Raw genomic sequence first — 16,195 nt, 5'->3', positions numbered from 1 at the left:
TCTAGGTGCCGGGGCGGCGCTGGGCCTGGGTGGTCTCCTGGATGGCCAGCCGGCGGCTCTCGATGATCTGGCCGATTTCGCGGGCAAAGCTGGGCTGGCGGTCGATCATCTGATTGACCACCGTGGCGGAGATGTTCATCACCTCCAGATCGTTGCTGGCCGCGATCGTGACGGTGCTGGGTTCGCCGGAAAACAGACTCATCTCCCCGAAGAATTCGCCACTTCTGAGCGAGAGCAGTTCCAGATCCTCCCCGGCTTCATCCCGCCGTGTCATCAGCGCCTGCCCGGCCACGATGATGTAAAGCTCGTTCCCCATCTGGCCCTGGCGGATCACCTTCTCACCGGCGGCAAAGTGCTGCAGTGAAATGCCGGAGACGGAGGGGGCCACGCTGTCCTCCTCGCGATTGATCGGGACGTAGGAGGGGATGGCCTGCAGGCTTTCGCTGAACTTCTTGGCCAGGCCCTTCTGTTGGCTGGTGGGGCCGTGGAAGTTATAAACCGTGCGGATCGGGAAGGGAATCGAGAGGTTGTTGCGCTTGGCCGCATACCACACTCGGGTCATGAAACGTTCACGGATCTGCTCGATGTCGCCGTAGTCGCGGATGAAGAACTTCACCTCGTAGGACACAGCGGAGTCGGCGTAGGCCAGGGTGAACACATCCGGTTCGGGATCCAGCAGGATGCCCTTGGTTTCCAGGGCGGTGCTCTTGAGCACCTGCCGGGCCAGGTTGGGTGGATCGTTATAGGAAAAGCCGATCTGGATGCGTTCAGCGTGAATCGGGGTGGGCTTGGTGAAGTTGCGGATCACCTCGCTGCTGATCAGCTTGTGGGGGATCACCACCATTTCCTGCTCCAGGGTCAGCAGCCGCACGGCGCGCCAGTTGATGTCGATCACCTGGCCCACCACGCCGCTGACCTCCAGCCAGTCGCCAACCGTGAACGGCCGCTCGAACAGCAGGGCGATCCCGGACATGACGCTGCCGAGGGTGTCCTGCAGGGCCAGGCCGATCACGATCGAACTCACCCCCAGGGCGGTGACCAGACCGGCCAGATCAGCGTTCCACACCGAGGCCAGCACGAACGCCGTGCCCAGCAGGATCAGAAACAGGCGGGCCAGGTCGATCAGCAGCTTCGGCACCTGGGAGCGCCAGGTGTCGTCTTCGGCCTGCTCGAACAGGATCACGTTGAGCAGGGAGAGGGCGGCGTGGATCACGCACACCCAGAACACCGTCTCGATCGTGCGGAACAGGCGGGTGCCGGGGTCGACCTGGAGCACGTGCTGCAGGAACACCATCAGAACCAGCATCGGCAGCAGCACATTGCGCACCAGCCGCACCGTGCTGGCGATCGCCCGTCCGCGCCGTTTGAGCCGGTGGATCACTTCCCCCAGCACGACGATCAGCAGCGGGAAGCCGACGGCCAGGCCGAGGCCCCATAGCCATAGCGGCACCGCCGTGCTCATGGCTTGGCCAGGGCTTCGCCGGCGGCGGGAACGGTGGCGCTGGAGAGCCGCCAGGCCGGCGGGGCCTCCTGGGCCTCGATGGCCGCGGCGATGCGCTCAAAGGGGTAGAGATCCTCGAGCCGGTGGTGCACCACCTCGGAGACGAACACAGCGCCGGCGGGGCAGGCCTGGCTGAGGCTATGGGCCAACTTCACCGTTTCCCCCCAGACGTCATAGACAACCCGGCTCTTGCCGACGATGCCGGCGACGATGTCGCCGGAGTGGATGCCGATCTGGATGCCGAGCTTGAATCCGCGTTCAAGGTTGAAGCGCCGCAGGACGCCATGCATCTCGATGGCGCAATCAATGGCCCGTTTGTCATGGTCGAGGTAGGGCACCGAGAGGCCGCAGACCGCCAGGTAGCTGTCGCCGATCGTCTTCACCTTTTCCAGGCCGAAGCGGGAGGCCAGGTCGTCGAAGGAGGCGACCAGGTCGTTGAGGATGGCCAGCGATTCATGGGCGCTGAGGGAGGACACCAGCCGGGAAAATCCCTTGAGATCGGCGAACAGCACCGCCACGTTGGTGACCTCATCGGCGATCTGGGTTTCGCCACGCTGCAGCCGCCTGGCGATGGCGGAGGGAAAGACGCTGAACAGCAGGCGCTCGTTCTCCTGGTTGGTCTGGTCGACCAGGGCCGTCTGGGTCTGGAGGCTGCGCACCATGGCATTGAAGGACTGGGCCAGCTCGCCGAACTCATCGGTGGCGTTGAGATCCGGAATGCTCGCCAGTTCGCCGGAGCTGACTTTGCGGGCACTGTCGATCAATTGCTGGACGGGCTTGACGAACTGATGGGCCAGGCCCATGGCCAGCAGGGTGACGACCAGGATCAGCAGGGTGGCCGTGATCAGGATCTGGCGTTGGAAGGCATGGATCGGGGCGTAGGCCTCGGCCAGGTCCATCTGGGAGAGGATCACCCAGTGGAGCCCTTCGATCTGCAGCGGTGCATAGGAACTGAGCACCGGGACACCGCGATAGTCGACCACGCGCAGGGTGCCCGCCCCCCCGGCGATGGCCTTGGTCACCGCCGGCGTCGCCACGGGTTGCTGCAGGATCGTCGTGTTGTACTGGCTCAGGCGGGCGATGGCGTCTTTCTTGAAGCCGCGCGATTCCAGCTGGGCCAGATAGGCCTTGGGATCCTCCAGGAAAAAGCGGGAGGCCGAACGCATCAGGGTGTCGCTGCCCACCAGGATGGTTTCGCCTGACTGGCCCAGGCCGTCCTGTTTCCAGTCCTGGTTGCCGGTCATGACGTTGTTGATCTCATTGACTGGCATCTGAAAGGCCAGAACGCCCACCAACTTCGGGCCGTTGTAGATGGGAGCGGCGATGAAGGCGGCGGGCGTGCCGTAGGAGGGGGCGTAGGCGGCAAAGTCGACCAGCTGGGTGAATCCCTTCTCCTTCGAGGCGACCACCTCCCGCACCAGCTGGGCCAGATTGCTGTCCTTGTAGGGGCCGTTCTCCAGGCTGGTGGCGTAATCCGTCTCCTTGAAAACGGTGTAGATGATCTGTCCCTTTGGATTGATCAGGAACATGTCATAGTAGCCGAATCTGGAAACGATATTGCGAAAAATCGGGTGATAGCGGCCGTGCACCTTTGAGTAGGTGCTGCCATCTTTGGCGGCTACGAGTTGTTGTTTTTTGCCGACGGGATTGGGGTTCGCGGCAATGTAGTTGTACTGGAGATGGCGGGTGGCTGGGTCGCTGGCCAGGTAGGCGGGCAGGTTGGGGGTGCCGGCGTGGGTTTTGTCGAGCCGGGGCAGGAATTCCTTGCGGTAGTAGCCCTCGAGAGCCTGGGTCGCCGCGGCGGGCTGGGATGTTTTCTCCAGCTGCTGGAAGGCGGCATCAAAGTCTTCGACGGCGGCAACGATGGAGAGATCCTCACTGAGGGTCTGGGTGTGGTTCTGGATGTTTCTGAAATAGGACTCGATCTGATAGGCCTTGGAAGCGCGTACGCTGATGAGCTGATTGAAGACCCGGTTGGTGAGATTGATCTGGCCGCTGCGGTAGCCCAGTGCCGCGGTGAACAGTGTGGAGAAGCCGCTCACAAGCAGCAGCATCAGGATCAGCTTGGATTTGATGCTCAGCTGATTGACGGAATCCCTGGATAGACGACGCATCCACACCAGAGAATGATCCGCTGAAAAACGCATGGGCCAGCTTAGTTGGCCGATTCCACTGATTTGTAGTCGTTGCCACGTTTCAGGGCGCCACCCGCCAGCGCCACCACCTCAGCCCATCACTGATCTGCTCCCAAGCTGGGCAGGATCTTCCTGGCTAGGGGTTCTTTGGTCTCGGTAGGACGTGGAACCGCCTCGATCACACCTTTGACGAGCCCTCAAGCCGGCGCTGCTGGATCGTGATCCATCCCGGCTGTTCGTCGATCAGGGCGCTGCAGGTGGGAGCCTTCCGGCGCACCACTTCTGCGGCGATGCGCTCCAAGATCTGCTGGCGCCGCCCGGCGGCCCATGGGTGACGGGTGTCCCAGTCGCTGGTGTCGCCGATTGAGATGGAGGCAACGGTGTCGCCGCCGCAGAATTCCCAGTAGCAGGAGATCGTGTCGGCCCCTTCGAGATAGGCGATAGAGCCGCAGCGGCCGTTCTCGCGGATCTCCACGCGCCAGGCGCCGGGTGGGTGGGTGGTCACGGGCTGGACGGCTCGAGGATGCGGCGGGAGGGAACCGCCTCGAGAGCCATCAAGCGACGCTCCACGCCGGGACCATTCGCCTGCAGCCAGGCCGCCATGGCCTCGCCCGCCTTCTGGCCATAGAGGCGGTGGCTGACGATCAGCGCGGTGCCGCGGCCGTCGGCCAGGCGCCAGCGGGCGAACACGGCCTCGCTGAACGCGCGGGTGGGGAAGAGGGCCACGACCAGGTGCTCGGCCGGGCGTTCGGCGCTGCGGGGAATCGAGCTGGTGCGCAGGAGCGTGGCCCCGTGGCGCCGGTAGTTGCCAAGGGCCCGGTTGGCCACATCGGCCAGCCCTTCCCCATCGCTGACGCCGGGATAGGTGTTGATCGTGATCATGTCGGTCCAGCGGCTCAGGTCCTCCTGGCCCGCTGGGGTGAACTCGTGCTGGTGCTTCGACGACCAACGCAGGAGGTAGGTCTGATCGGCAAAGGTCAGGGTCAGCGGGGTGGCCGGGGGGCCGGCTGCCGCGGGCATGGCCATCGCTCCGCTCAGCGCACCGGCCAGCAGCAGCAGGGCGGCCCAGCGACGCAGGCCATGGGGGCTGGGCATGGCGCTTCGCAACCAGCCCCAGGGTAGGAAGCTCTCCGGGGGCGGCAGGCGCCAGGGCGCGTAGCGTTGCCGCTTCCTGCCCGAACTGGTGTGGATCGTCGCTGGTTCGCCCCACAGGGACGACGTCTCCTGGCTGCCATCCTGGCGGGTTGCCTGGGCGGAGCGGGTCCCGTCCAGGCCCGGAGCCCCGACGTCACCCCGCCTGCGGCCTCTCCCCAGGCGGCCGGCATCCTGCGGATCGTTCGTCAGCGGATGGCCGACGACCATCTGAGGGCGGTGATCGTGCGCGTGACGATCGACGGCAAGGAGGTGGTCACCGAGGCGATGGGCGAGTCGATGACGGGCGTGCCGGCCACGGAGGACATGCACGTCCGCAATGGTGCGATCGCCATCTCCTATGTGGCGACGCTGCTGCTGCAGCTGGTCGACGAGAACAGGGTCAGCCTCGATGACAAGCTCGCGAGGTGGCTGCCGGAAATCCCGAATGCGGAGCGGGTCACGCTCGGCCAGCTCGCCCGGATGACCTCCGGCTATCGCGACTACGTGATCGGCAATGCCGCGTTCGACAAGACGCTGCTCGAGAACCCGTTCCGGCAGTTCTCGGTGCAGGACCTGCTCGCCTACGCGGACCTGAAGACGCTCTGGTACGAACCCGGCACGAGCTGGAACTACGCGCACACGAACTACGTCCTGCTTGGCCTGGCGCTGGAGCGCATCACGGGCCAGACGATGCCTGTGCTGATGCAGGAGCGGATCTTCGGACCCCTGAAGCTCCGCAACACGCGGGATCCCGGCGGCACGCCCGCGATCGCGCCGCCCGTGCTGCACGCCTTCTCGTCGGAACGGCGCCAGAGCCTCGGCATCCCGGCGGGCGCGCGCTTCTACGAGGAGTCGACCTACTGGAACCCGTCGTGGACGATCACCCGCGGTGCGGTGCAGTTCACCACCATCCACGACATGGCCACCTCCGCCGAGGCGATCGGGACGGGACGGCTGTTGTCGCCGCAGAGCCACAGGCTGCAGATCGCTCCGACACTGCGGGGCTTCGGCCGGCCGATCGAGGGCTGTGCGACCTGCGCCACCCTCGGCGACTTCTACACCTACGGGATCGGGATCGTCCTCTCGGGCCCCTGGCTGCTGCAGAACCCGCTGTTCTCCGGGCAGGCCGGGGTGATGGCCTATCTGCCTTCACGGAAGATCGCGATCGCGGTGGCGGTCACCTTCGACGAAGAGGCCTTCGATGCCAGCGGTGGCTACTGCAATTCCGCCGATGACATCTTCCGTGCGATCGGCGCCCACCTGGCGCCGCAGGACGCCCCGCCCCTCAGGGCCCCTGCCAGAGAAAGGTGTTGAAGGATCTCTCGCCCAGCTGGCTCCGGTACCGGAGGGTGTTCTCGGTGGAGAGGCTCACCACGGCGCCGAGCCGATCGGCCAGCTTGAGGCACTGCTGGAACTGCCTGGCGCTGTAGCACTGCACATCGAGCTGGTTGCAGCCCGCCGTGGGAAGCAGGTTGGCCTGGAACGGCTGGATGCTGCAGAAGATGGGTTTGGGGTAGAGCCGACGCAACAGGTAGAAGTCCTCCAGGGAGTAGTTGGCGAAGAAGTGATCGTCCACCTGGATCCCGTCGCCGTGGCGGGCTTCGGCCACCAGATCGGCGATCCGCAACGCCCGGTACTGGGGGGACTGCACCCACACCACGGGCAGCAGTCCCTGGCGGCGCGCCGCCTGGGCCGCCTCCCTCTGCATCGCCTCGGACACCTTGCGGACGTCGAGGAACACCACCTTGAAGTCGCTGCCCCGGATCTCGGCCATGACCCCGTTCAGCGACTGCCGAGAGGCGTAGTACCAGATCTGGGGCTGCGACAGCCAGGTGCCGTTGGGGGCCGCCTGCACCGCTGCCGCGCTCCAGGTCAGGCCCACGGCCAGGGCAGCGGCCAGGAAGCGGAAGGGGTTGGTCAGAGCCGATTCCCTGGGGTCGATTTAGTGTGCCCCCCAGTGGCTTGATCCGCCTGGCCGCCGTGCTTTCGTCCCTTCCCAGCCAGACCTGCGTGCTCGTGGTGGGAGCGGGCCCCACCGGCCTGCTGCTGGCGGGAGAGCTGCAGCGCCGCGGCGTTCCCAACCTGCTGATCGACGCCCGGGCCGAAGCCCTGCACTGGGACCGGGCCACGGTGATCCACCCGCTCTCGCTGGAGATCTTCGAGGCGCTGGGGCTGGTGGATCGGTTTCTCGAGGCCGGCTGCCGGCAGCGGCGGATCCTGATCCACGCCGACGGCCAGCGGCTGGGGGACCTGGATCTGGCCGGCTGCGGCAGCCACTACGGCTTCAACCTCGGCCTCTCCGAAGAGGTGACCGAAGCGATCCTCACGGATCACCTCGAGGGGGAGGGGGGCACGGTGCACCGCTCCTGCCGGCTGGTGGCTCTGGCGCCCCACGGCGAGGGGGTGACCGCCACGGTGGCCTGCGGCGAGCAGGAGCAATCCGTGCAGGCCCGCTGGGTGGTGGGCTGCGACGGCCTGCGCAGCACCACCCGGGCGCTGAGCGGCCTCAACTTCGAGGGCCATGGCATCGCCCGCCCCTGGGCCGTGTTCGATGCGGCGGTGGAGGGCTGGGCCGACAGCCACGAGGTCAACGCGGCCTACCTCGACGCCTCACCCCTGATCCTCACGGCCCTGCCCGAGGACCGCTGGCGGGTGTACCTGCGGCCCGCCGGCGAGGAGGGCGATCTGGTGGCGGAGGCCGCCGCCGTGCTGCGGCGTTACCTGCCGGAGGCCCGCTTCAGCGCCGTGGAGAACCCCAGCCGCTTCCACTGCCACAGCCGGGTGGCCAGCGCCTTCCACGCCGGGCCCGTGTTTCTGGCCGGCGATGCCGCCCACGTGTGCTCCCCGGCCGAGGGGCACGGCATGAACTGCGGGCTGCACGATGCCGCCAACCTGGCCTGGAAGCTGGCCCTGGTGCACCAGGGGGCCGCCGCCCCCGGCCTGCTGGACAGCTACGAGCAGGAGCGGCGTCCGGTGGCGCAGGAGATCTGCCGCTCAGGCGATGCCACCGAGCAGGCCCACGGGCTGCAGGATCCCGCTGAGCGCGCTGCCCGCGACCGGGCGATCGCCGCCATGCTCGCCAACCCGGTGGCCCGCCAGCAGGAGGTGGTGGCGGAAACCGAGATGAACGTGAGCTACGCCAGCGCGGCGGTCATCAGCGGCAGCGACGGCCAGCCCTCCAGCTTCGGCGCCGGACAGCGGCTGCCCACCACGATCGCGCTGCCGCCCGGGGCCGGCGCGACCCTGCTGCACCGTCTCACCCACCGGTGCGGCCACACGCTGCTGCTGCTGGCCGGCCCCGAGGCGCCCGCCGAAGCCCTCGCCAGCCTGCAGGCCGAGCTGGAGGCCGACAGGGCCGCTGGCATGGTTCCGCCGGCGCTGGTGGAGGCGGTGGTGACCCTGCGGCTGGAGGAGGCGCCCAGCCTGGGCCTGGGGCCCCTCACCCTGCTGGTGGTGCGGCCCGACGGCTTCATCGCCCTGCGGGCCGACGCCGACCACCGCAGCGCGGTGCGGCGGTATGCGGCGCTGGTGATGGGCCGCTGATGCGGGGACGGGCAAGCAAGTGCCTTCCCAGCTTGCAGTGGGTGGCGAACTCGGACATTCCCATGGGGGCTATGGGCCCGGGCTGAGCACCAGAAAACCTGCCTCCGGATGGGACGAGAAAGTCTCGATGGCATCGATGTGATCAAGCAGCAGCCCAGCCGTTGCTGCGTTGCCCGCGTTACCGATGGCCAAGCAGATCACCTTCGGCGGGAAACCGCGGCTCATGCTGATCCGCAGAAAATCCTCGTCCTTGGTCACCAACAGGGCGCCGTCAAGGCGAGCCCGATCCCAGATCGCCAGATCGTCGGCCCCACCCAGCCCAAGAAGCCGCACATGCCTTGAACCTGGGAATCCACCGGAGAGCAGAGGCAGGAGACGCTCGGAAAGGTTCTCATCCAGAAGCAGGTGGACGCTCACGTCGCCGTGGTCAGGCTCAGGAGTAGGCGTTCCCGATCTGCTGCATAGGCCAGGCAAGCCAGCACGTCGTCATGTCTGAGCTGCGGGAAGTCCTCCAGCAATTTCGCTTCACTCATGCCGCTGGCAAGAAAGCCGAGCACATCACCCACCGTGAGTCTGGTGCCGCGAACGCAGGGCTTGCCGAATCGCACGGCAGGATTGATGGTGATCCGCCCTTGGAAGTCCATGGGTCAACGCTAATCCGCCCACGTCGCGTTCAGGCTCGAACGCACCCGCAACCGCGTAACCGGCGTGATGGCCGCAGAGTCGCCACTCATGGCGAGAGCCTCGCCAGGATGGTGAGGCTCTCGCCAGGGCCCTGCCAAGGCCGCGCCACACCCGAGAGACCCGTGCCGACAACCGTGCCGACGCAAGTGACGACAACCGCGCCGACAGCAGTGACGACCACCACCTTCGCGGTGTTTGCCCAGCGGGCCGACTATTCGCTGCTGGATTCGCTGCGGGCGGACCCGCAGGCCACCAGCGATGGCCACGATCACCAGCCCCGCCAGGTGTTCTCCGGTCATTACGTGCCGGTGACACCCACGCCGCTACCGGCGCCGGAGGTTGTGGCGCACAGCAGCACCCTCTTCGACGAGCTTGGCCTGGGCGAAGCGCTGGTCCACGACGACCAGTTCCGCCGACTGTTTTCCGGCGACATCAGCGTGGCCACAGAGCCGATGCGACCGTATGGCTGGGCGACCGGTTATGCCCTCTCGATCTACGGCAGCGAGTACATCCAGCAGTGCCCGTTCGGCACCGGCAACGGCTACGGCGACGGCCGGGCGATTTCGGTGTTCGAAGGCGTCTTCAACGGCCGGCGCTGGGAGATGCAACTCAAAGGGGGTGGCCCGACGCCCTACTGCCGTGGCGCCGATGGACGCGCCGTGCTCCGCTCCAGCGTGCGCGAGTTTCTGGCGCAGGAGTTCATGCACGCCCTGGGAGTTCCCACCTCCCGCTCCCTGACGCTCTATGTGTCCGGATCCGAAACCGTGCGCCGGCCCTGGTACTCCCCGGACTCAAGGTCGTTCGATCCCGACGTCATGGTGGACAATCCTGCGGCGATCACCACACGGGTGGCCCCCTCCTTTCTGCGGGTCGGCCAGCTGGAGCTGTTCGCCCGTCGCGCCCGCAGCGGTGCCCATCCGGAGGCGCTGCACGAGTTGCAGATGATCGTTCAGCACCTGATCGAGCGCAACTACCACCAGGAGATCGATCCGGCTCTGGGCTTCGCTGATCAGGTGGTTGCGCTGGCGGGGTTGTTCCGCGGACGGCTCACCGCCCTGGTGGCGAACTGGATGCGGGTGGGCTACTGCCAGGGCAATTTCAACAGCGACAACTGCGCGGCCGGTGGCTACACCCTCGACTACGGCCCCTTCGGCTTCTGCGAGCTGTTCGATCCCCGCTTTCAGCCCTGGACCGGAGGCGGCCAGCATTTCTCCTTCTTCAACCAACCGGTGGCGGCGGAAGCCAACTACCAGATGTTCTGGTCCGCCCTGCGACCGCTGCTCGAGGGCAACACGGAGGCACTGGAACGGCTGGATCAGATCCGCGATGGCTTCGCTGAGGCGATGGGCCAGGAGCTCGAGGCGATGTGGGCCAGCAAGCTCGGCCTGATCCGCTACGACGCCGAGCTGGTGCAGGAACTACTGCAGTTGATGGTGGCCTCCAAGGCCGACTACACGATCTTCTTCCGCAGGCTGTCTGCCATCCCCGAGCAGGTTTCGGCCCTGCAGGAGAGCTTCTACCTGCCCAGCTCAGAGGAGCTCGATACCCAATGGACGAGCTGGCTGCAACGCTGGCGGGCTCGCCTCACGGAAGGCGGCGACCTCAAAGCCCCATCTGAAGCGATGCAACGCGTCAACCCCAGGGTCACCTGGCGCGAATGGCTGATCGCCCCCGCTTACAAACAGGCGGCGCAGGGTGATGTCAGCCTGGTCAGGGAGCTGCAGGAGGTGTTCAGCCATCCCTACGACGCGCTGCCTGCGGAGCTGGCGGCGACGTATGACCGACTGAAGCCCAGGGAATTCTTCAATGCCGGGGGTGTTTCTCACTACAGCTGTTCGTCCTGAAGGGCTCTCAGGGCAGCACCCGCTCGTCCAGCTGCTGCAAGCGCTGATCCATGCTGATCAAGGTGGCGGCTTCCCGCCGGGCCAGCGCCGGATCAAGGGCATCGTGAACGCAGGCGATGACCTGTGGGCTGTGCCTCTGGGTGGAGATGCCAGCTAGCCTCAAAGCCATTCATGGTTGGGCCGCACCCGTGACCACCATCGAGATCACCCTCCCTGATGCTCTGGCGGCGGAAGCCAGCGGAGCTGGTCTGCTGGCGCCAGAAGCCATCGAGCGCCTGTTGCGGGACAAGCTGGCCTCAGACCGTGTTGTCCGTCTGCAAGACGCCAGGGCTGCTCTTGCTGCTGACCCGCCGGAGGCACTGACCCGGCAGGAGATCAACGATGAGATCAGCTCCTACCGCAAGGATCAGCGGCTTGCGGCTGGTTCTTGATACCAACACGGCCATCTCCGGCCTGATCTGGCAGGGAGTTCCCGGGCAGCTCATTGATGCAGCCGTCTCGGGGAGGATCCAGTTGATCAGCACCGTTCCTTTGCTCGCCGAGTTGGAAGGTGTGCTGCAGCGCAGGAAGTTCAAGGAACCGATCCAGCGTCTTGGCGTGGCGATTGCCGATCTGTTTGATGGCTATGCCGCCCTGGTGGAGCGCGTGGAACCTGCTGATCTGGGGGGTCCCGTCAGCCGGGATCCTGACGACGATCAGGTCTTGGCAGCTGCCATCGCCGGACAGGCTGATCTGATCGTCTCCGGCGATGAAGACCTTCTGGTCTTGGGCAGCCATCAAGGGATTGCGATTGTCGTCGCCCACGATGCGATGAGGATTCTTCGGGATTCAGGGGGATCTACGGCACGTTGAGCCGCAGGGCTCTCCCTCCTCAAACCGCCACCGCCAACTCCGGATAGAAGGCCCCCGGAATCGCCCGCAGCAACCTCCAACGAATCGCCATCGGCCGCTCCCCCTCGTGGTTCACGTAATCCGCGAACCCCAGGCACAGAAACGGCAGCGTCACCCCGCCGCGCTTGCTTTCCTCCCGCACGAAAAGCATCACCCGGCTGCCACGCTCGGCGTGGTGGATGTAGCGCTGGCCCGTGGGTGAGGCTTGCCGAGTGTTGCTCTGGCTCTCCCAGTGGAACTCCAGCGGGGAGATGGCGTAATCGTTGTAGCGGGTGGTGGGGGAGAACAACCGCTCACTCTTCTTGAGGGTGATGAAGAAGACGTCGCACTGGGTGGCCCGATCGAACAACACCCCTGACTGGCCGGTGGTCTGCTGGGTATCGCTGATCAGGCCAAAGGCGGCGTAGATCTCGGCGCGGCTGTAGCGGGCGTGGAGGGCCAGGGGCACGGGCTGATCCCAGTCCAGGGGCGGGGCGAGGTGGTCGGTGCGCTCCAACAGGAGGGCGAACAGGTCGCGCAGCTCATCGAGAAAGGCTGGACAGGCCCAGAGACGGTTCAGTGCGTCTTGCAGAGCAAGGCGATCCGGCGACGTTCCCCAGAGCTGGAGCAGCAGCATGCGCCAACGCCGGCGGTCCGTTTCACTCAGGTTCTGCACCACAGGCGGCTGTCCATGGGCGAGGCCCTGCAGGAGGAACGAGAGGCGGTCGGTGTCGTCCAGGTGGAGCAAACGCCCAACCCCCCGCCCCAGCCGCTTTTCATCGTCGCTGGGCTCCCCTGGGGCCGCTCCGGCTACCCACCCCAACTCCCGTTGCAGCAACGCCCACGACCCCGCCACCTTGTAAAACTCCCCCAGCTCCATCCCGAGCCCCTCCAGCAACGCCGCCAGGGAGCAGCGCCCGAGGCGGCGCGCTTCCGCGAGCAGCTGGGGCCGGCGTGTGGGCAGCGACTCGCGCAAATTGGCAAGCACCCGCTCGCTCGACACCCGATCGAGCTGCAGGCTGCAGCCGGCCGGCAGGAAGGGGAAGCCGTCTTTAATCTGCTGCTCCAGCTGGTCCCGCGTGCCGCCAAGCAGGGCGCGGTAGCGCAGATCAAAGCGAAAGCTCCGGTGCGCCTGGCCAATGAAGTCCAGCACCGTGAGGCAGCTCTTGCCTCGGCAGAGGCGCAAGCCCCGGCCGAGCTGCTGCAGGAACACGATGGCGCTCTCGGTGGGGCGCAGGAACAGCACGGTGTCGATCTCGGGGATGTCGAGGCCTTCGTTGAAGAGATCCACGGCAAACAGGATCTGCAGCTCGCCGGCACGCAGGCGGCGAATCTGCTCGGCGCGCTCGTCGCGGGGGCTGGAGGCATCCAGGGCGGCGGCGCGCAGGCCGGCGGCCACGAACTTGCGGGCCATCCAGCGGGCATGCTCCACGCTGACGCAGAAGCCCAGGGCCCGCATCGCCTCCAGGCGGGTGACCTTGTCTGCCAGTTCGCGCAGGATCAGGCGCAGGCGGGCGTCGTCGGCGGTGTAGAGGTTGGCGAGCGCCTCGGTGGCGTAGCCGTTGCGGCGCCATTCGATCTGCGAGAGGTCGGTGCCGTCGTGGAGGCCGAAGTAGTGGAACGGGCAGAGCAGGCCCTGCTCCAAGGCGCTCCAGAGGCGCAGCTCGGCGGCGATGCGGCCGTCAAACCAATGGAGGATGTCCTCGCCGCCGGTGCGCTCGGGGGTGGCGGTGAGGCCCAGCAGCAGGACGGGCGCCAGGTGGCGCAGCCAGCGCTCGTAGCTGGAGGCGGCGGCGTGGTGGAACTCATCGACGATCACCACGTCGAACGTGTCCGGCGCCAGGTTCGCCGGATCCAGCCCAGCGAGCGACTGCACCGAGGCGAACACATGGCGCCACTGGCTGGGGCGCTGGCCATCCACCAGCAGCTCGCCGAAGGAGCCATCGCGCAGCACCTGGCGGAAGGTGGCGAGGCTCTGCTGCAGGATCTCGCGCCGGTGGGCCACGAACAGCAGGCTGGGGTGACCCGGACCGCCCTGGCGGGCGTAATCGAGGGCGGCGATCACGGTTTTGCCCGTGCCGGTGGCGGCCACCACCAGGTTGCGCCAGCGGCCATGGAGGCTGCGCTCGGCCGACAGCTTGTCGAGAATCTCCTGCTGGTAGGCGTAGGGGCGGATGTCGAAGAAGTTGAGCGGCGTGGCGTCCGCCGCCGCGTCCCCCGTCGACTCCTCGCGCACGGCCCGATCAAAGCGGCGCTGCTCCAGTTCGCTGGCCCGGTAGGGCTCGAACTCGCCCTCCTCCCAGTAGCTCTCAAAGGCGGCCTGGAACTTGGACAGGATGCCCTCGTTGTCGTGGGCGGAGAGGCGCACGTTCCACTCCAGGCCGTCGTGCAGGGCGGCGGTGGAGAGGTTGGAGGAGCCGATGTAGGCGGTGGAGACAGGGGAGGCGCCCGAGAGACCAGGCCGATGGAACAACCACGCCTTGGCGTGCAGGCGGGTGCGGCGGGTGTCGTAGCTGACGCGCACCTCGGCGCCGTGGGCCACCAGCCAATCGAGGGCGCGCCGGTCGGTGGCGCCCAGGTAGACGGTGGTGAGCACCCGCAACGAGCGGCGGGGCTGTGCCTGCAGGAAGGCGGAGAAGGCCGGTTGGAGCAGGCGCAGGCCGCTCCACTTGATGAAGGCGCAGAGCAGGTCGATCCGCTGGGCGGAGGGGATTTCGTGGATCAGCGCCTGCCCCACCGATGGTTCGCCGCTGGCGTTCACCAGCAGGGTGCTGTCGGCCAGGGGGATGAGCGGGCGGATGGTGGATGCCTGGCCGGGCAGGAGCGCCGTGGATCGGATCTCCGAGAGCAGCCGCGCGGAGGGGTGCAGCATGTCGGCGGTGGAGATGGCGCGGGGTGCCTGGCTCTGGAGCAGGCCTACCAGTCGGTTCACCAGAGCGAGCTGGTGTTCAGGCGTGGCGCCACCACTCAGGTGCTCCAGAGCAATGCGGGCCAGACGCTCCAGGTGCCGGGCCAGCAGGCGCGGGGCTTCCTGGGGATCAAGGACGTCGGTGGCGACCAGTGTTTCCTGCAGGTCGTGCAGCTGCTGCTCGAGTCCCTCGGTGAGGAGTTGCTGGTAGAGGCCGGGGGGTGGGGCCTGGTCGGGCATGGAGTGGCCAGGCGTTTGGGCTGCCGCAGATCGGCAGGGGTTTGAGCAAGTTGTGCGGATGTTACGCGGATCCGCATAACATGCGCCTAGCCAACCAATACCAGAATCGGATTCGTGTTGTTGAAAGGGTTTTTCTCAGGCAAGCCCTGTCGCGAACTGTGTCCTACGCGGAAGCGTGAGCGCCACGGCGGGTTTTATGCGGTCTCGCCTATTCAATGGTTAGATTGCCTTAAATAACCGACATGCTTGACTACCTAGCACTTACGTGGAGCAACCCACTCGAACGTGAGTATGAAGCATGGATTGTGCATGGCATTCAGAAGTACTTTCATGATATTGGCACGCAGGTAGAGGTCTTTGGAGTATCACCAACGGATGAAAAGACCTGGCCCGCGGACGAGGTCTTGACAATGGACTGCAAAGTCGTTGGCCTGCAGATTAAGCGCCCAAAGGTGAATCGCCCTTGCCCGCCTAATGATTACTCTAAGCTCTCATGGGATCTGAGCAGTCCTGCCGATCAATTGGCCAGACTATTGGTTCATACAGAGATTTACTATGTTCTTCCCACCTTCACTAATCGTACGATTCGGAATTCGGCTCTCGATCACACTCTCTTTTGGCGACCTAATAACAAGGACCACTTTCCGGTCTGGTATCAAAACCCCGGACCCAGGGTTAAGACTGCCCACAACGACGTTTCTTCCGCGCAACGCTGGGGGCTTTTTGTTGAATCAATCGTGCGTTGCCATACTGGCCTTGTGCTGAACGCCGGCACACTCATTTCTGATTACATCAGATCGCTAAAGTATGGCCAGGCTGATCGCGATAATAGGGATAATGATTCTTTAGATAGAGTTTCTCTAATGCTCTTTCCCCTTCCTTAGCACAAACTAATCGGCTGCTCCACTCTACGCGCTTACGCGCGCGGCTGAGCCCCGGCGTAAGGCCTCCTCACAGAACATGGCTCAGCTAATTATTGGAATTTTTGTTTTCGCATTTGCGGCAGTTCCTGGGTTCTATAGAACTCAGATCTCAACCGAAAGGTGGTAAGAGATCCCCCAGAAGAAGTCGACTCAAGATGAGGTTTCTAGACCGCATGTTGTGATCACAGGCACACAGCTAATCATTTCTAGAGATTCAAGCATGCCTGTTCAAGTGTCCTTCGATCTGAAGAACACTGGTCAAACGAGCGCGCGGCGCCAGTTCAAAGACTTCACGTACTATTTCCCTGCTAAGGCTGAGCATCAGATGTTTGCCTATCAGAGATCAGAGCCAATCAGTTTCTCATTGCCACCCTCTGAGCAGTGGCACGGTCACTTCTTCTCCACACTCGTCC

The 16,195-nt window shown here is 65.4% G+C and carries 14 protein-coding genes; 5 read left to right on the top strand and 9 right to left on the bottom strand.

Annotation, left to right across the window (positions count from 1 at the left end):
• Position 1: 1 nt before the first annotated feature.
• From KQ305_RS02105 to KQ305_RS02090, 4 genes are all read right to left on the bottom strand, one after another.
• Positions 2-1,462 (bottom strand): mechanosensitive ion channel family protein, encoded by a 1,461-nt coding sequence (locus KQ305_RS02105; protein WP_259723799.1) that lies wholly within the window; start codon positions 1,460-1,462, stop codon positions 2-4.
• Positions 1,459-3,555, bottom strand: a complete 2,097-nt coding sequence (locus KQ305_RS02100) for an adenylate/guanylate cyclase domain-containing protein (protein ID WP_259723798.1) — start codon at positions 3,553-3,555, stop codon at positions 1,459-1,461. The genes KQ305_RS02105 and KQ305_RS02100 overlap by 4 nt, the downstream gene beginning before the upstream one ends.
• Before the next feature lie 259 nt (positions 3,556-3,814).
• Positions 3,815-4,141, bottom strand: a complete 327-nt coding sequence (locus tag KQ305_RS02095; protein WP_259723797.1) for a hypothetical protein — start codon at positions 4,139-4,141, stop codon at positions 3,815-3,817.
• Positions 4,138-4,731 carry a hypothetical protein gene (locus tag KQ305_RS02090; RefSeq protein WP_259723796.1) on the bottom strand — a complete coding sequence of 198 codons (594 nt, stop codon included), beginning with the start codon at positions 4,729-4,731 and terminating at the stop codon, positions 4,138-4,140. Before KQ305_RS02090 ends, KQ305_RS02095 begins: the two co-directional genes overlap by 4 nt.
• Positions 4,732-4,821: 90 nt before the next feature.
• Here KQ305_RS02090 and KQ305_RS02085 point away from each other — a divergent pair, with 90 nt between their 5' ends.
• Positions 4,822-6,084 (top strand): serine hydrolase, encoded by a 1,263-nt coding sequence (locus tag KQ305_RS02085; RefSeq protein ID WP_259723795.1) that lies wholly within the window; start codon positions 4,822-4,824, stop codon positions 6,082-6,084.
• Here KQ305_RS02085 and KQ305_RS02080 read toward each other — a convergent pair.
• Positions 6,056-6,652 carry a hypothetical protein gene (locus KQ305_RS02080; protein ID WP_259723794.1) on the bottom strand — a complete coding sequence of 199 codons (597 nt, stop codon included), beginning with the start codon at positions 6,650-6,652 and terminating at the stop codon, positions 6,056-6,058. The two genes, KQ305_RS02085 and KQ305_RS02080, sit on opposite strands and share 29 nt — an antisense overlap.
• A 98-nt stretch (positions 6,653-6,750) precedes the next feature.
• Here KQ305_RS02080 and KQ305_RS02075 point away from each other — a divergent pair, with 98 nt between their 5' ends.
• Entirely contained in the window at positions 6,751-8,313 is a 1,563-nt protein-coding gene (locus KQ305_RS02075) for an FAD-dependent monooxygenase (protein WP_259723793.1), read from the top strand.
• 69 nt (positions 8,314-8,382) lie between these two features.
• Here KQ305_RS02075 and KQ305_RS02070 read toward each other — a convergent pair whose 3' ends face one another.
• Both KQ305_RS02070 and KQ305_RS02065 read right to left on the bottom strand, forming a co-directional pair.
• Positions 8,383-8,730 carry a DUF5615 family PIN-like protein gene (locus tag KQ305_RS02070; RefSeq protein ID WP_259723792.1) on the bottom strand — a complete coding sequence of 116 codons (348 nt, stop codon included), beginning with the start codon at positions 8,728-8,730 and terminating at the stop codon, positions 8,383-8,385.
• Positions 8,727-8,957, bottom strand: coding sequence for a DUF433 domain-containing protein (locus KQ305_RS02065; RefSeq protein WP_259723791.1), 231 nt, complete (start codon positions 8,955-8,957; stop codon positions 8,727-8,729). Before KQ305_RS02065 ends, KQ305_RS02070 begins: the two co-directional genes overlap by 4 nt.
• 108 nt (positions 8,958-9,065) lie before the next feature.
• On the opposite strand from KQ305_RS02065, the gene KQ305_RS02060 reads away from it, so the two are divergent.
• The gene (locus KQ305_RS02060; RefSeq protein ID WP_259723790.1) at positions 9,066-10,841 is read left to right on the top strand and encodes a YdiU family protein; all 1,776 of its coding nucleotides are present in this window, start codon (positions 9,066-9,068) and stop codon (positions 10,839-10,841) included.
• A 7-nt stretch (positions 10,842-10,848) separates the two neighbouring features.
• Here KQ305_RS02060 and KQ305_RS02055 read toward each other — a convergent pair whose 3' ends face one another.
• Positions 10,849-11,010: a hypothetical protein gene (locus tag KQ305_RS02055; RefSeq protein WP_259723789.1), complete on the bottom strand. Its 162-nt coding sequence runs from the start codon at positions 11,008-11,010 to the stop codon at positions 10,849-10,851.
• Positions 11,011-11,029: 19 nt separating this feature from the next.
• Between KQ305_RS02055 and KQ305_RS02050 the strand changes: the two genes are divergently transcribed.
• Together KQ305_RS02050 and KQ305_RS02045 are read left to right on the top strand one after the other, a co-directional pair.
• Positions 11,030-11,272, top strand: a complete 243-nt coding sequence (locus tag KQ305_RS02050; protein ID WP_259723788.1) for a hypothetical protein — start codon at positions 11,030-11,032, stop codon at positions 11,270-11,272.
• Positions 11,256-11,693, top strand: a complete 438-nt coding sequence (locus KQ305_RS02045) for a putative toxin-antitoxin system toxin component, PIN family (protein ID WP_259723787.1) — start codon at positions 11,256-11,258, stop codon at positions 11,691-11,693. The genes KQ305_RS02050 and KQ305_RS02045 overlap by 17 nt, the downstream gene beginning before the upstream one ends.
• A gap of 19 nt (positions 11,694-11,712) precedes the next feature.
• On the opposite strand, the gene KQ305_RS02040 is transcribed toward KQ305_RS02045, so the two are convergent.
• Positions 11,713-14,859, bottom strand: a complete 3,147-nt coding sequence (locus KQ305_RS02040) for a DUF3427 domain-containing protein (protein WP_259723786.1) — start codon at positions 14,857-14,859, stop codon at positions 11,713-11,715.
• Between the last annotated feature and the right edge of the window lie 1,336 nt (positions 14,860-16,195).

Origin of the sequence: Synechococcus sp. CS-1332, assembly GCF_025127995.1 — a bacterium.
Lineage (GTDB): Bacteria > Cyanobacteriota > Cyanobacteriia > PCC-6307 > Cyanobiaceae > Cyanobium.
This window is presented reverse-complemented; position numbering and strand designations above follow the sequence as displayed.

Bases quoted from the DNA above. Each gene is read 5' to 3' on its own strand.
- KQ305_RS02105 (WP_259723799.1), bottom strand. From the start codon at position 1,462: ATGAGCACGGCGGTGCCGCTATGGCTATGGGGCCTCGGCCTGGCCGTC.
- KQ305_RS02100 (WP_259723798.1), bottom strand. From the start codon at position 3,555: ATGCTGCTGCTTGTGAGCGGCTTCTCCACACTGTTCACCGCGGCACTG.
- KQ305_RS02090 (WP_259723796.1), bottom strand. From the start codon at position 4,731: ATGCCCAGCCCCCATGGCCTGCGTCGCTGGGCCGCCCTGCTGCTGCTG.
- KQ305_RS02065 (WP_259723791.1), bottom strand. From the start codon at position 8,957: ATGGACTTCCAAGGGCGGATCACCATCAATCCTGCCGTGCGATTCGGC.
- KQ305_RS02060 (WP_259723790.1), top strand. From the start codon at position 9,066: ATGGTGAGGCTCTCGCCAGGGCCCTGCCAAGGCCGCGCCACACCCGAG.
- KQ305_RS02055 (WP_259723789.1), bottom strand. From the start codon at position 11,010: ATGGCTTTGAGGCTAGCTGGCATCTCCACCCAGAGGCACAGCCCACAG.
- KQ305_RS02040 (WP_259723786.1), bottom strand. From the start codon at position 14,859: ATGCCCGACCAGGCCCCACCCCCCGGCCTCTACCAGCAACTCCTCACC.